Here is a 14,370-nt window from a genome sequence, read left to right as displayed (position 1 = left end):
CAGGACATGGAGGTCGAGGTGCCCGACATTGGCGCCGCCGTCGCGTTCGCCGAAGGGCAGGGCGGCAAGCCCTACGACTTCGCCGGCGCGCTGGCCCTGCCGCTGCTCAAGTCCGACGACTGGGGCGACGATAGCCGCTGGTGGTGCAGCGAGCTGGTGTTCGCGATGCTCATGGCCGGCGGCCGCACGCTGCTGGATCCGGCCGAAAAGCACCGGGTCACGCCAAATGATTTGTACCAATGTTTTTTCCCGAAGTCCCAGCTGATGCGCGCGTGAGCCGCGCCGACGCGAACCAGGCCGCCGCCCAGCGGCTTTTTTTACGCCCAATGAAAAAGGCAACCATGAGCAAAGTAACCCCACTCGACGCTACCAGCTATGCCGGCGGCGTCGTCTCGATCGGCAGCGCCGTGACCCTCAGCCAGTGGGGCGTGATCGCCGGCATCCTCACTGCGCTGCTGACGCTTCTCCTGAACGTCTGGTACACGCGGCAGAAGAATGCGCGGGAGCAGCGCGCGGCTGACCAGGCGGCGCACCTGGCCGAGCTGGCAGAGGCCGAAAGCAAAGCGCGCCTCGCTGCGTTGGGAGTGAAGCTGTGAGCCGCGCGCGCATCGTGGCCGCCGGCCTGGCCCTGAGCGCATCGGCGTTCGTGGCGATCCTGTCGAGCGAGGGCTATACCGATGCCGCCGTGATCCCGACAAAGAACGACCGCCCGACGGTGGGCTTTGGATCGACCTTCCGTGACGACGGCGCTCCGGTGCAGCTGGGCGACCGCATCACGCCCATGCGCGCCGTGCAGCGCGCGGCCGCGCACCTCTCGCAGGAAGAGAGCGCTTTCCGCGCCTCGATCCCGGGGGTTGCGCTGCACCAGGCCGAGTACGACCTGTACATGGACTGGGTCTACCAGTACGGCACGGGCGCCTGGCGCGCGTCGACGATGCGCCGCCAGCTGCTGGTCGGCCAGTACGGCGCCGCGTGCGACGCGCTGCTGCTGTACCGGAAGTCGGGCGGCTATGACTGCTCTTCGCCCGGCAACCGCACCTGCCCGGGCGTGTGGACGCGCCAGCTCGCGCGCCACAAGAAATGCGTGGAGGCGCAATGATCAACCTGGCCCCGACGAAGTTCAAGCTGGCGGCCGCCGCTGCCGCCCTGGTGCTGGTGCTGGCCGGCGCGGCCGGCGCCGGCGCGATCGCCAACGGCTGGCGCCTGGACGCCCAGCACCAACGCGCGCTTGCCGCCGAGAAGGGCGCACGTGCAGCGGTCGAGACGCAGCTGCTCAAGCAGAGTGCCGCCGTCGACAAGATGGGCGCCGAGAAGCGCGCAGCCGAAGAGCGGCGCCAGGTGGCCGAGAGGTTCGCCGCCGCGGCGATCGCGCGCATGCAAAGCCGCGGCGCCGCCGTCGCCGCCAGCACCGCGCGCGACTGCGACGGCGTGATGCGCGAGGCGTGGAGGAAGTGGTGATGGCGCGCCTGCATCGCGTGCAGTTCTCGGCGGCGCCTGCACGTTCGGTTTGCGCCTGCACCTTGGCGCTGCTCCTGCTGGCCGGCTGCGCGACCGAGCCGCTGCGTGTCCCGGTGCCAGTGGCGGTCGGCTGCGTCGGGCCACTGCCGGCGCGTCCGGCCAACACGTTTGGCGCCGGCGTATATCCAGGCGACAAAGCAGCTGCGCAGGCGGCGCTAATCGACGCCGCGGCCTGGGAGGGTTACGCCACGAAGCTCGAGGTGGAACTCGCGGGGTGTCCGGCGCGCGCCCGGTAGGGCCAGCACCCGGGCGGCCACATCCGCCGGCACGCCGCTGCGCGCGAGCATGCACGAGGCCTCCAGCCAGGTGATGGTCGGGATCAGCACCAGGGTCAGGTCGACCCGGCTGGCGGTGAGAAGGTCGGTGCGCGGCATGCCGGCATCATGCCATCCGACCGGCGTCGTCGTCTTCGTCGTCGTCAAGGACAGCGAATTCGATCTGATCGATCTTGCCGATTGCCTGGGTCAGCGACAGCTTCACCGCCTCGAAGAAGGGACGGTGCCGCTCGTCGACTACCAGCTGGTCGGGCCAGCTCGGTTCCCGGTGAAGTCGAAGCGCTTCGTCGACCACCTCGCTCAGCGGCGATTCGACGATAAACACGCGCTCCTGTTCCTGGCTGGCGCCAGCAATCAGTAGCGGCAAGACGGTTTTAAACGGGTCGCCTCTGTCGCTGAAGTAGTGCACCAGGGCAGGGGCGTCCTGGCCGTCGGTTGGGCTGAACTCAATGTTGGGATGCTGTTGCTTTTTGATGAACATTGGGTCTCCATTCCTGCCGTTCAAACGGCGAAAATTCCCCACGATTTCCCTGGCGTCCGATGAGCGTGCTACTGCCGATCCGCTGGAAATGAAAAAGCCCTTGAAGATCAAGGGCTTTCGTATTCTGGCGGAGAGAGGGGGATTCGAACCCCCGGTAGGCTATGAACCTACACACGCTTTCCAGGCGTGCGACTTAAACCACTCATCCATCTCTCCTGCAATGCTCCGCTTCCGCGAAGCCGCCTATTATAGCAACAATTCTCGGCAGTTCAAGCACATTCCCGTCTCCCTCCACCACGGCACGCCGCCGGCCACGGCTGAGCAAAATTTCAAGTTTGTCATTTTGCTGTCATCGAACGGACATTTTTGTTTGTTGTAATGCATGCATCCCCGCTGCGCAGCAGGGCAGTACCGAACACCAGCAGGCCCAACCCGCCGGATGAATCCGGCTCGATTGACTATTCGGAGTATGCCCAGCATGAACAACAACGATCTCTCGCCCTCGCGGCGCAATCTGCTCAAAGGCGTCGCCGGCGCTTCGGCGCTGCCCTTCGTGGGCGCGTTCATGGCGCTGCAGTCGCAGCAGTCGCGTGCGGCCAACGGCTCGACCGCGCTGATCGACAGCCCCTACGGCCCGATCCGCCCGACGGCCGATCTGACCACCGGCCTGCCGCTGCTGCAGCTGCCGCCGGGCTTTATCTATAAAAGCTTCGGCTGGCGCGGCGATACGATGGCCAACGGCATGCCGTGTCCGGGCGGGCATGACGGCATGGGCGTGGTCGTCTCGCGCAAGGTCGGGCGCAGCACCGAACTGGTGCTGGTACGCAACCATGAGATCGGCGCGACCTCGGCCGGGAATTTCATCAATGCGCCGGGCGTCTACGACAACGGCACCAGCACGACGAGCACCAGCAACAAGTTCGGCGGCGGCACGACCAACCTGGTCTTCCGTGACGGGAACTGGGTCAGCATGACGCCGAGCCTGGGCGGCACGGCCACCAACTGTGCCGGCGGCATTACGCCCTGGGGCACCTGGCTCACCTGCGAGGAAGTCGGTTCGGATGCCGTCAGCGCCTCCGGCCGCAAGCATGGCTATGTGTTCGAAGTGAGCGCCGATCCGGCGCGCACCACGGGCCTGCCGATCATTGGCATGGGACGCTTCGCGCACGAGGCGGCGGCTGTCGATCCGGCGACCGGGAATGTCTACGAGACCGAAGACAGCTCGGGCAAGTCCGGCTTCTATCGCTATGTCCCGGACGTCAAGAACGGCGCGCTTGGCTCGCTGGCGATGGGCGGCGTGCTGCAGATGGCAAAAGTCAAAGGCATGCCGAACGTGAACCTGGGCACGGCGCCGCTGAACGCGCGTTATGAACTGGAATGGGTGCCGGTCGCCGATCCGGACGCGAACCGCGGCAACGCCGTCGGCCAGACCGGCGTCGCGATCACGAATGCGGCCGGGCCCTTCGTTCAGGGCTGGCAGCTGGGCGCACTGCGCATGAACCGCGGCGAGGGCATCTGGTATGCGCAGGGCAAGATGTATGTGATGGATACCTCGGGCGGCGCCGTCTCGCGCGGCGCGATCTGGGAACTCGACCTGGCGACCCAGGTGCTCACCTGCATCTATTCGAGCCCGAGCCCGCTGGTCGGCAACATGGGCGACAACCTGACGGTCAGCCCGCGCAACGCGATCCTGGTCTGCGAGGACGCTTCCACCGCCGCCACCGACCCCTTCGGCTTCGGCCAGCGCCTGATGGGCATCACCGACCAGGGCGACGCCTACATCTTCGCCAAAAACAACATCGTGCTGAGCGCGACCCAGCTGCAGGCCGCCGGCAAGCAGGCCGGCCTGGCGGGCGACCACCGCGCCAACGAATTCGCCGGCGCCTGTTTCGATCCAACCGGCCGCTACCTGTTCGTCAACATCCAGACGCCAGGCGTCACCTTTGCCATCGCCGGCCCTTGGGCCAAGGGCCCGCTGTAAGCATCCATCAAGGAGAAATCATGCACCTCAAACATTACGTCGCCGCGCTCGCCGCCGCGCTGTCCTTCGGCTCGGCCAATGCCGCGCTCCTGCTCGGTTCGAATAATGCCGCCGGCAACATCGTCACCGACTACAGCACCCCGGGCGCGGTCTCCTTTGACCTCGACCTGGCGACCCTGGGCGACGCCAGCCTTCGCTTCCAGATCGAAGCGCAAGACCTGGCCGGCCCGCTGAGCCTGAACGCCCTCGTGCGCAACCTGAGCGGCATGGCCCTGAGCCGTTTCGATCTGAGCCTGCAAGGGATTTCCTTCCTCACCGCCGGCAGCGTGACCCCGACCTTCGGCAAGCTGGGCAGCGTCGCCAGCGGCGCCGGCTACGCCAACATCGCTTTCGCTTCGCCGGAGTGGGCCGAGTTCCACTTCGGTAACCCCTTGGCGCTGGACGGCAAGAACGACTGGATCCTGGACACGCGCGGACTGGCCGTCGGCGACACCTTCGTCATCAGCGCCGACATCCCGGAACCGTCGACCTTCGCGCTGTTCTTGCCGGCCCTGTGCATGGCCGGCGTGATGGCTGCGCGCCGCCGTCAGCGGGGCTGAACGCGCTGGCGAACCTGATTGGCGCCGGTGCAGGCCGGCGCCGATGTTAAGGTCGCGTTCACGACAAATGATGGCATGAAGAGCAATGTTGTCGTCAAAATTGGAAGGCTTGACTGACAGCCCACTAAGGCGTTTTCCTACAAGGCGACGGGTGGCATTTAGTGGCAAGCAGGGCCTCGGGTGACTAGGATGATCGTCCCAGCCGACAAGCGGCTGCTCTTTCGTTTAATGACAGGAGGTAACGATGGCATCGAACAACCAGGGCGGTAACAAAGGCGGTAACAAGGGCGGCAACCAGCAGAGCGGCGATACCAGCAACCGCGGTTTCGCCTCGATGGATCCACAACGTCAACGGGAAATTGCCAGCGAAGGCGGCCGGGCCGCGCACGCATCGGGCAATGCCCACGAATTCACTTCGGAAGAAGCACGCCGTGCCGGCTCGATGAGCCACAAGAACGACGGCAACAGCCAGTCGGGCGGCGGGGCCAGCCAGCAAAGCGGCGGCCGCGGCACCCAGGGCGGTTCGCCCGAGCAGCATGCACGCGCCGGCGAACAAAGCCGCAAGAACGACGGCGGTAATCAGTCCGGCGGAGGCAATCAGCAGAGCGGCACCCAGGGCGGCTCGCCCGAGCAGCACGCACGCGCCGGCTCGCAAAGCCGCAAGAACGACGACAGGTAAGCCGCTGTCGCGCTACCCTGCCTGGGCGGCCCCCCTGTCGCGCAGGCAGGTCGATGGGGTAAGCGGGGAGGGCTCTCACCTCTGCCGTGCAAAGGCGCCGTAACGCCGGTCGCCCCGGCCGGTCGCGCGGCGCCTCCTGTTGGCCCATCGGGGAAACACCGGCACAGCCCCGCCGCCTCTGGCACAATCGTGGTTTCGCGCGGGGCGAACGGCCGCGCAGCTGGCGATGGGAAGCGATTGTGTTGACGGGTGTGTTGTGCGGCGTGCTGGCGGGTGCCTTGTGGGGCATGGTGTTCATCGTGCCCGAGCTGTTGCCCGACTTCTCTCCGGTCGAACTGGCCGTCGGCCGCTACACTGCCTATGGCGCGATCTCGCTCGGGCTGATGCTGCCCGGCCTGCGCCGCCTGCTGCGCCTGCTCGCACCGCGCGACTACCTCGCCCTGCTGCGCCAGGCCCTGAGCGGCAACCTCGTCTACTACATGCTGCTGGCGCTGGGCGTCAAACTGGCCGGCGTCGCGCCGACCTCGCTCATCATCGGCCTGATTCCGGTCGCCGTCACGCTGCTGGGCCGGCGCGACCACGGTGCGGTGCCGCTCAAACGCTTGGCCGCGCCGCTTGCCGTGATCGGCGTGGCGATCGCCTGCATCAATATCGACGCCTTCCGCCACGCCCAGGCGGGCGGGGCGCCCTTGTCCTCGACCGTGCTGGGCCTGGCCTGCGCTTGCGGCGCGCTGGCCTGCTGGACCTGGTATGCGCTCGACAATGCGCGCTACCTGAAGCGCAATCCCCAGTTCAGCGGCGGCCAGTGGTCGTCGCTGTATGGCCTGGCCAGCGGCCTGGTGGCGCTGCCGATCGGCGCACTGGCGCTGTGGCTGGCCCATGCCGGCGTGACGCAGCCGTCCGCGCCGGGACGCGACTGGCTGCTGTTCTGGCTGTATAACGGGCTGCTGGCGCTGGGCGCCTCGGTGATCGGCAACCAGCTGTGGAACATCGCCAGCCGGCGCCTGCCGGTCACGCTTACCGGCCAGCTGATCCTGTTCGAGACGGTGTCGGCCATGCTCTACGGTTTCGTCTGGCGCGCGCAGGGGCCGCGCCTCCTGGAAGCGGTTGCCATCGTGCTGCTGGTGCTGGGCGTGACCTGGTCGGTGCGCCTGCATGCGTCGCCAACCCCGGATGCCGTGGCGGCCTGACGACAGACGCGCTTGTTTCGGCCCGCATTCCGGCTTTCGTTGCGCACGTAGGCTGCTTGCCGCGTACAATTGTTTCTTTCATTTAGGCAATTTTTCGAGCCATGGATCGCTTCCCGCCCACCGCCTCCAGCACGCCGACCGACCTGAAGCTGTCGGAACTGATCGGTTCCCTCAGTTACGCGCTCGACATCACCGAAGGCCAGCCGGCCGGACACTGCGTGCGGGTCTGCTGGATCGGCATGCACATCGGGGCGGATGCCGGCATGAGTCCGGAGCAGCTGTGGGAGCTGTATTACACCCTGCTGCTGAAGGATCTCGGCTGCAGCAGCAATGCGGCGCGCATCTGCGAGCTGTACCTGACCGACGACCTCGGCTTCAAGCGCGAATTCAAGACCGTGGGCGACAGCCTGCCGCAGGTGCTGGGCTTCGTGCTCAAGCACACCGGCCTGAAGGCCGGCCTGGCCGAGCGCTTCCGCAGCGTGATGACGATCCTGCGCGATGGCCCCGCGATCGCCCAGGAGATGATCACGACGCGCTGCTCGCGCGGCGCCGAGATCGCGCGCCTGCTGCGCTTTCCCGAGCGGGTGGCGAACGGCATCTACAGCCTCGACGAGCATTTCAATGGCAAGGGCAAGCCCGCGCAACTGGCGGGAGAAGCGATTCCCGTCTATGCGCGCATCGCCCTGCTCGCGCAGGTGGTGGACGTGTTCCACGCCGAAGGCGGCCGCGCCGCGGCCCTGAAGGAGGCGCGCGCCCGTGCCGGCAGCTGGTTCGATCCGCGCCTTGTCGCGGCCTTCGAACGCGTGGCGAAGCGGGATGCCTTCTGGGACATGCTGGTCTCGAAAGACATCGACCGCACCGTCTTCGCGATGGAGCCGGCCGAACACACGATCCCGCTCGACGACGACTACCTCGACGACATCGCCGCCGCCTTCGGCCAGGTGGTCGACTCGAAAAGCCCCTACACGAGCGGCCACAGCAGCCGCGTGGCGCTGTACACCGACATGATCGCCGAAGCGCTCGGGTTGCCGGCCGAGCGGCGCCGCTGGCTCAAACGCGGCGCGCTGCTGCACGACGTCGGCAAGCTCGGCGTCAGTAACAGCGTCCTCGACAAGGCCGGCGCGCTCGACCGCGAGGAATGGGCCGCCGTGCGCGAACACGCCGCCTACACCGAAATGATCCTGGGCCGCATCTCGGCCTTCGCGGAGCTCGGACGCATCGCCGGCGCCCACCACGAGCGGCTCGACGGCGGCGGTTATCCGCGCGGCCTGGCGGGCGACCAGATCGACATCGAGACGCGCATCATCACCACCGCCGACGTCTTCGATGCGATCACGGCCGAGCGTCCCTACCGCGGTGCGATTCCCGTGCCGCAGGCATTGGCCATGATGGAAAAAACGGTCGGCACGGCGCTCGACGCACGCTGCTTCGATTCGCTCAAGCGGGCGCTGGAACGCGTGCCGCTGGAGTCGCTCGCGCCTGCCGCCGCGCCCTGACCCGGCGGGTGCCGCGCTGGGGTAACATGGCGGATTACCAACCCCACGACACCATCCGATGCGCCTTCGCCCCCTGACGTTCGCGGCCAGCTGCGCCGCCCTGACCCTGTCCAGCACCGCGCTTGCCCAGCAAGCGCCCGCCGTGTCCGAAACGGCGCTGCGTGCCCACCTGTCCTTCCTCGCCGACGACCTGCTCGAAGGCCGCGGCACCGGCCAGCGCGGCGGCGCGCTCACCGTGCGCTATCTCGAGACCCAGGCCGCGGCCATCGGCCTGAAACCCATGGCGGACGGCGCCTATCGCCAGAAGGTCGCCATCGAGGGCACGCGCCTGCTGCCCGGCAGCGCGGTCAGTTTCGACGTCGGCGGCAAGCGCATCGCCCCGAAGATCGGCGAGGGCATCGTGTTCGGCACCGGCAGCGGGCAAACGAATCTCGCCTTCGACGCGCCGCTGATCTTCGTCGGCTACGGCGTGAGCGCCCCCGAAGAACAATGGGACGACTACAAGGGTGTCGATGTGAAGGGCAAGATCCTCGTCATGATGGTCAACGACCCGCAGCCGACAAACGAGGAACCGAACCGCTTTGCCGGCAAGGCTTATACCTGGTACGGGCGCTGGCTCTATAAATTCGAAGAAGCGGTGCGCCGCGGCGCGGCCGGCGCGCTGCTGATCCACACCACACCCTCGGCCTCGTATGCCTGGGGCGTGCCCTCGAACAGCTTCTCGCACGAGCGCTTCCACCTGGCGGGCAAGGGCAACCGCATCGAAGGCTGGCTGCACGAGGACACGGCGCGCGAACTGTTCGCAGCCGGCGGCTTCGATCTCGACAAGCTGCGCGCGCAGGCCGAGCGGCGCGACTTCACGCCGGTCGACCTCAAAATCGGCGCCCACGTCGAACTGAAGTCGGCGATCCGCCAGGTCGAGGATTTCAACGTGATCGGCATCGTGCCGGGCACCGACCCCAAACTGAAGGAGCAGGCCGTCGTGTACTCGGCGCACTGGGATCACTTCGGCATCGACCAGAACATCCCCGCGGATCGCGACCGCATCTTCAACGGCGCCGTCGACAACGCCACCGGCAGCGCCGCACTGCTGGCGATGGCGGCCGAAGCCGTGAAGAAGCCGACGCGCCGCACCCAGGTCTTCCTGTGGCCGGCGGCCGAGGAGCAGGGCCTGCTGGGCAGCGCCGCCTATGTCGCCAACCCGGTCGTTCCGCTGGCGAAAACGGCGGCCAACCTGAACCTGGACAGCCTGAATTTCGTTGGCCGTACCAAGGACATCGGCGTGCCCGGCGCCGAGCGCAGCAGCCTGTACGGCACGGCGGCCGGCGTGGCGAAGAAGATGGGCCTGAAGCTGGCGCCGACCATTCCCGACCTCTCGGGCGCCTACTTCCGCGCCGACCATTTTAATTTTGCCAAGGCGGGCGTGCCGGCCTTTAATGTCGGATCGGCCGTGTTCTCGGGCGACGGCCATTTCGAGTTCGAGCACGACCAGGCGCATTCGAGCGCGACGATGGTCGGCTTCAAGGGCCACTACCACCAGGTGACGGACGACTACCACGCCAACTGGGATCTGTCGGGCATGGTGCAGCAGACGCAGTTCACGCTGAACCTGGGCTATGCGGTGGCGAACGCGCCCGACATGCCGCGCTGGAAAGAGGGCGACGCCTTCGGCCGCGTCAAGCGCTGAGGCGTCCTCGCGGCCGACGCCGGTTCAGGGGCGCGGAAACACCTGCCCCTTGCCGGCGCGCTTGGCCGCATACATCTGGCGGTCGGCTTCCCTGAGCAGCTCCTCGGCGCTGGCGCTGTCGTCGGGCCTGAAGACGGCCACGCCGATGCTCGCGGCCACGTTGGCCGAGGCGCCGGCGATGGCCACCGGCCGCCCCAGTTCGGCGATGATCTTGTGCGCCACCTGGCGCGCGTCCATGAAGGTGTCGCTCATCGCTTCGAGCAGCACCGTGAACTCGTCGCCGGCCAGGCGGAACGCGCTGTCGGTCTTGCGGATCACTTCCTGCAGGCGCGTGGCCACCGCGCGCAGCACGGTGTCGCCGGCGTCGTGGCCGAAGTCGTCGTTCACAGCCTTGAAGCCATCGAGGTCGATGAAGAGCAGGGCCATGCTTTTCCCCGTGCGCGCCGCGCGCATTTGTGCGATCGGCAGGGTTTCCAGCAGCGCGCGCCGGTTCAGCAGGTTGGTCAGCATGTCGTGCCGGGTTTCGTATTCGCGCCGCGCCTCGGCTTCCTTGCGCTCGGTGATATCGTGCAGGAAGGCCGAGAACATCTTCTGTCCCTTCAGTTCGAGCACGTTCATGCGCAGCTCGACCATCAGCGGCGACCCATCCTTGCGCACCGCCGGCACCTCGATGCGCCGGCCCAGCACCGTCGAGTTCCCGGTCGTCACGTAGCGGAACATGCCCTCGCGGTGGGCGCCGGTCAAGGACTCGGGAATGATCAGGCGGTCGAGCGGCGCCCCGATCGCCTCGAGGGCGGTGTAGCCGAAGGTCTGCTCGGCCGCGCGGTTCCAGACCGTCACGATGCCCGCTTCGTCCAGGCCGATATAGGCGTCGTTGGCGTTATCGATTACGCTGCGCAGCTCCAGCTCGCGCTCGTGCAGCTCGAGGGTGCGCGTTGCCACGCGCGCTTCGAGATCCTGATGCAGCGCATGCAGGGCGTGTTCCGCTTCCTTCTGGGCGCCGATGTCCTGGATCACCGAAATGTAGTATTCGATCTCGCCGGCTTCGTTGAGCTTCCTGCTGACGTTCAGGTTGACCCAGACGATGCCGCCGCCCTTGCGGATATAGCGCTTCTCGAGCTGGTACTGGTCGAGCTCTCCCGTACCCAGCTTGCGCAGCAGATCGAGATCCGCGTCGAGGTCGTCCGGATGGGTGACCTGCTGGAAGGTCAGGCGCTGCAGTTCCTCCGGCGCATAGCCCAGCATGCGGCTCAGGGTGCCGTTCGCGCTGAGCCAGCCGCCGGTGGGCGACACCAGCGCGATGCCGATGCTGGCCAGATCGAAGATCGAGCGGAAACGCGCCTCGCTGGCGCTGAGCACGGCCTCCGAACGCAGCATCTGGCGCCCGGCCACGGCCAGCCGTTCGCGGTACTGCACTTCCTTCTGCACGATATCGGCCAGGTCGATCAGGATGCACAGCTCGTCGGCCGTGAGCATGCGCGGACGCTCGTCGATGGCGCATAGGGTGCCGATCGCCAGCCCGCCGCTGGTACGCACCGGCACGCCGGCATAGAAGCGGATGTTGGGCGCGCCGGTCACCAGCGGGTTGTTCGCGAAACGTTCGTCGCTGGTCGCGTCGGGAACCACCAGCGGCTGGTCGTCGAGCAGGGCATGGGCACAAAAGGCCATCTCGCGTGGCGTTTCGCGCACGTCGAGGCCGACGTGCGACTTGAACCATTGCCGGTTCTCGTCCACCAGCGAGAACAGGGCGATCGGGACTTTCAGCAGCCGGCTGACCAGCCGGGTAATGCGGTCGAAGACTTCCTCTTCCTCGGTATCGAGCAGGTCTAGCGCCTCGAGCAATTGCAGGCGTTCGAGTTCGTCGGCGGGGATGCGGGCTGCTGGCATGGGTTCCTGTCCAAATGGGCCGGTCGGTGCGGCATCCATGCGCTTGGCATGCATGCCTGTCGTGACTGTAGCAGATTGGCGTGGGGGGCTGGCGGCGGGGCAAAGCTGGACGCCTGTAGCTAGAGCATCAACTGTGTCGCGTTTGCGCCAAACCGGTGCGCGAATTCACGTTTTTTTTGGCCGCGTTAACAATTGGCCATCGAGTTTAGCAGACTCGCGCCGTAACATACTTTCCGTACGGCAATTCAGCCGTTGCGATCCTCAATCTCATGTATGGCCGCATCCCGGCCGCACCGCATTCGGAGTTTCAACGTGGTCGAGCAATCAACACAGACAGGCGACATCGAAGTCCTGTCGTTCCGCCTCGGGGCGGAAGAATATGGCATCAGCATCCTGACCGTGCAGGAAATCCGCGGCTACGACAGCGTCACCCGCATCGCCAACGCCCCCGCCTGGCTGAAGGGCGTCATCAACCTGCGCGGCCAGATCGTACCGATCGTCGACATGCGCCTGCGCTTCAAGCTGGGCAGCGCCGGCTACGGCAGCTTCACCGTCGTGATCATCCTGAACATCGGCCGGCATGTGATCGGCATGGTCGTCGACAGCGTCTCGGACGTCGTCACCTTGGCGCCGGAGCAGGTGCGTCCGGCGCCGGCCATGGGCGGCGGCATCGATGCCGAATGCCTGCATGGCCTGGGCACGGTCGGCGAACGCATGCTGATCCTGCTCGACATCGAACGCCTCATGACCGCGCCCGACATGGGCCTGGTCGCCACCGAGGCATTGCCCCTTGCCGCATGATGCGGTCATTCATTTCATTTATAGCGCATCCCATGAAACTCGCAAACCTGAAAATCGCCCAGCGCCTGGCGCTCGGCTTCGGCGCCCTGTGCGTCATTCTCATCGCCATCCAGGTCTTCGGCATCAACATGCTGGGCCGGGTCAACGAAGGCACGGCCGACCTGGCGACACGCCGTGTTCCCAACATCGTCGCCACCACCGCGGTGCTGTCGGAAGTGAACGATGCGGCCATCGCGCTACGCAACATGATCCTGTCCGCCGATCCGGCCGACCGCCAGAAACAGCTCGACGAGATTGGCGCCTCGCGCCGACTGGCGCAGGAAAACCTGGACGCACTGCGCAAGACGCTGGTGTTCCCGGATGCGCTGGCGCTGCTCGATCGTATGGCCGCCGCCAATGAGCGCTATGTCAAGGGCCAGGACGAGATGATCAAGATCATCAACGCCGGCGACCAGGCCGAGATGGCACGCTACTTGAAAGAGGTGATGCGTCCCATCCTGTCCGACCTGAAGCAGGCAGTGAGCGAGCAGCTGGAGATGCAGAAGCGCTTCGCCGACAAGACGGCCCACGACGCCCAGGACACCTTCGCATCGACCCGCACGATGATGATCGTCCTGGGCCTGCTCTCGCTGGCGCTGGCCGGCCTGATCGCCTGGTGGAACACCCGTTCGATCACCCGTCCGATGGCGCGTGCGCTGGAAGTGGCGAACACGGTTGCCGCCGGCGACCTCACCAGCCGCATCGAGGTCACCGGCAAGGACGAAACGAGCATGCTGCTGCAGGCCCTCAAGACCATGAACGAAAGCCTGGTGCGCACCGTCCTGACGGTACGCAGCGGCACCGAGACGATTGCCACCGCATCGGGCGAAGTGGCCGCCGGCAGCCTCGATCTGTCGGCCCGCACCGAGCAGCAGGCCGGCTCGCTGGAGGAAACCGCCTCTTCGATGGAAGAGCTGACCTCGACCGTCAAGCAAAACGCCGACAATGCGCGCCAGGCGAATGCCCTGGCCGAGGCGGCATCGACGGTCGCCGAGCGCGGCGGCCGCGTGATCGGCGAAGTGGTCGGCACGATGGAGCAGATCAACAGCTCGGCCGGCAAGATCGCCGACATCATCGGCGTTATCGACGGCATCGCCTTCCAGACCAACATTCTGGCGCTGAACGCGGCGGTGGAAGCGGCGCGCGCCGGCGAGCAGGGCCGCGGCTTCGCGGTCGTCGCTTCGGAAGTGCGCAACCTGGCGCAGCGCTCGGCTGCGGCGGCCAAGGAAATCAAGGGCCTGATCGGCGACTCGACCGAGGCGGTGCAGGCGGGCGGCAAGCTGGTCGGCGAGGCCGGCGCGACGATGCAGGAAATCGTCGAGAGCGTGCGCCGCGTGACCGACATCATGAGCGAGATCAGCGCCGCCAGCGCCGAGCAGACGGCCGGCATCGAGCAGATCAACGAAGCCATCGTCCAGATGGACCAGGTGACCCAGCAGAACGCGGCCCTGGTCGAAGAGGCGGCCGCCGCATCGGCCTCGATGCAGGAACAGGCCGCCAACCTGACGCGCGCGGTCAGCGTGTTCCAGGTCGCAGGCGACGCGGCCGTTACGGCTGCCCAGCCTGCGCTTGCTGCGCCCCGCGCCGCGCTGGCCCAGCCAGCCGCGCGTCCAGCGGTGAGCAAGCCCGCGCTGCGCAAACCGGCGTCGAAGCAAACCGTGACTGCCGGCGGCGACGCCGAATGGGAAGCCTTCTGATCGCCTTGCCGGCGATGTGAAGGAGGAAGGGCCTGCGCAT

The 14,370-nt window shown here is 66.8% G+C and carries 14 protein-coding genes, 1 tRNA gene and 1 pseudogene; 13 read left to right on the top strand and 3 right to left on the bottom strand.

The window, feature by feature from the left end:
* The 5 genes and pseudogenes from ASF77_RS22080 to ASF77_RS22060 form a co-directional block, all read left to right on the top strand.
* Nucleotides 1-276: pseudogene (locus ASF77_RS22080) on the top strand (hypothetical protein); the annotation flags it as partial.
* Nucleotides 277-341: 65 nt separating this feature from the next.
* Nucleotides 342-596 carry an HP1 family phage holin gene (locus ASF77_RS22075; protein WP_056344846.1) on the top strand — a complete coding sequence of 85 codons (255 nt, stop codon included), beginning with the start codon at nucleotides 342-344 and terminating at the stop codon, nucleotides 594-596.
* Nucleotides 593-1,099: a glycoside hydrolase family protein gene (locus tag ASF77_RS22070; RefSeq protein ID WP_056344843.1), complete on the top strand. Its 507-nt coding sequence runs from the start codon at nucleotides 593-595 to the stop codon at nucleotides 1,097-1,099. Before ASF77_RS22075 ends, ASF77_RS22070 begins: the two co-directional genes overlap by 4 nt.
* On the top strand, nucleotides 1,096-1,458 hold the full coding sequence (locus ASF77_RS22065; protein ID WP_056344839.1) for a hypothetical protein: 363 nt from the start codon (nucleotides 1,096-1,098) through the stop codon (nucleotides 1,456-1,458). Before ASF77_RS22070 ends, ASF77_RS22065 begins: the two co-directional genes overlap by 4 nt.
* Nucleotides 1,458-1,754 carry a hypothetical protein gene (locus tag ASF77_RS22060; RefSeq protein ID WP_056344836.1) on the top strand — a complete coding sequence of 99 codons (297 nt, stop codon included), beginning with the start codon at nucleotides 1,458-1,460 and terminating at the stop codon, nucleotides 1,752-1,754. Before ASF77_RS22065 ends, ASF77_RS22060 begins: the two co-directional genes overlap by 1 nt.
* Nucleotides 1,755-1,899: 145 nt before the next feature.
* Here ASF77_RS22060 and ASF77_RS22055 read toward each other — a convergent pair whose 3' ends face one another.
* Entirely contained in the window at nucleotides 1,900-2,274 is a 375-nt protein-coding gene (locus ASF77_RS22055) for a hypothetical protein (RefSeq protein ID WP_056344832.1), read from the bottom strand.
* Between the two features lie 125 nt (nucleotides 2,275-2,399).
* Nucleotides 2,400-2,490, bottom strand: a tRNA-Ser gene (locus ASF77_RS22050).
* A gap of 262 nt (nucleotides 2,491-2,752) precedes the next feature.
* On the opposite strand from ASF77_RS22050, the gene ASF77_RS22045 reads away from it, so the two are divergent.
* The 6 genes from ASF77_RS22045 to ASF77_RS22020 all read left to right on the top strand — a co-directional run bounded on the left by ASF77_RS22045 (nucleotide 2,753) and on the right by ASF77_RS22020 (nucleotide 9,906).
* The gene (locus tag ASF77_RS22045) at nucleotides 2,753-4,255 is read left to right on the top strand and encodes a PhoX family phosphatase (RefSeq protein WP_056344828.1); all 1,503 of its coding nucleotides are present in this window, start codon (nucleotides 2,753-2,755) and stop codon (nucleotides 4,253-4,255) included.
* Nucleotides 4,256-4,275: 20 nt separating this feature from the next.
* Entirely contained in the window at nucleotides 4,276-4,854 is a 579-nt protein-coding gene (locus ASF77_RS22040; RefSeq protein WP_056344825.1) for a PEP-CTERM sorting domain-containing protein, read from the top strand.
* 244 nt (nucleotides 4,855-5,098) lie between these two features.
* Nucleotides 5,099-5,533 (top strand): KGG domain-containing protein, encoded by a 435-nt coding sequence (locus ASF77_RS22035; RefSeq protein ID WP_082493999.1) that lies wholly within the window; start codon nucleotides 5,099-5,101, stop codon nucleotides 5,531-5,533.
* A 239-nt stretch (nucleotides 5,534-5,772) separates the two neighbouring features.
* Nucleotides 5,773-6,723 (top strand): DMT family transporter, encoded by a 951-nt coding sequence (locus ASF77_RS22030; protein ID WP_156648981.1) that lies wholly within the window; start codon nucleotides 5,773-5,775, stop codon nucleotides 6,721-6,723.
* A gap of 101 nt (nucleotides 6,724-6,824) precedes the next feature.
* Complete coding sequence (locus ASF77_RS22025) at nucleotides 6,825-8,219, top strand: HD-GYP domain-containing protein (RefSeq protein WP_056344821.1); 1,395 nt, start codon at nucleotides 6,825-6,827, stop codon at nucleotides 8,217-8,219.
* Between the two features lie 58 nt (nucleotides 8,220-8,277).
* Nucleotides 8,278-9,906 (top strand): M28 family peptidase, encoded by a 1,629-nt coding sequence (locus ASF77_RS22020; protein ID WP_056344817.1) that lies wholly within the window; start codon nucleotides 8,278-8,280, stop codon nucleotides 9,904-9,906.
* A gap of 24 nt (nucleotides 9,907-9,930) precedes the next feature.
* Here ASF77_RS22020 and ASF77_RS22015 read toward each other — a convergent pair whose 3' ends face one another.
* Nucleotides 9,931-11,793, bottom strand: a complete 1,863-nt coding sequence (locus tag ASF77_RS22015) for a PAS domain S-box protein (RefSeq protein WP_056344815.1) — start codon at nucleotides 11,791-11,793, stop codon at nucleotides 9,931-9,933.
* 273 nt (nucleotides 11,794-12,066) lie between these two features.
* On the opposite strand from ASF77_RS22015, the gene ASF77_RS22010 reads away from it, so the two are divergent.
* Both ASF77_RS22010 and ASF77_RS22005 read left to right on the top strand, forming a co-directional pair.
* Nucleotides 12,067-12,594: a chemotaxis protein CheW gene (locus ASF77_RS22010; protein ID WP_056344813.1), complete on the top strand. Its 528-nt coding sequence runs from the start codon at nucleotides 12,067-12,069 to the stop codon at nucleotides 12,592-12,594.
* A 32-nt stretch (nucleotides 12,595-12,626) separates the two neighbouring features.
* The gene (locus ASF77_RS22005; protein WP_056344809.1) at nucleotides 12,627-14,330 is read left to right on the top strand and encodes a methyl-accepting chemotaxis protein; all 1,704 of its coding nucleotides are present in this window, start codon (nucleotides 12,627-12,629) and stop codon (nucleotides 14,328-14,330) included.
* The last annotated feature ends 40 nt before the right edge of the window (nucleotides 14,331-14,370 follow it).

It is taken from the genome of Massilia sp. Leaf139, assembly GCF_001424165.1.
GTDB lineage: Bacteria > Pseudomonadota > Gammaproteobacteria > Burkholderiales > Burkholderiaceae_D > Telluria.
Note: the sequence above shows the minus strand (reverse complement) of the source record. Positions and strands in the feature narration are given on the sequence as shown.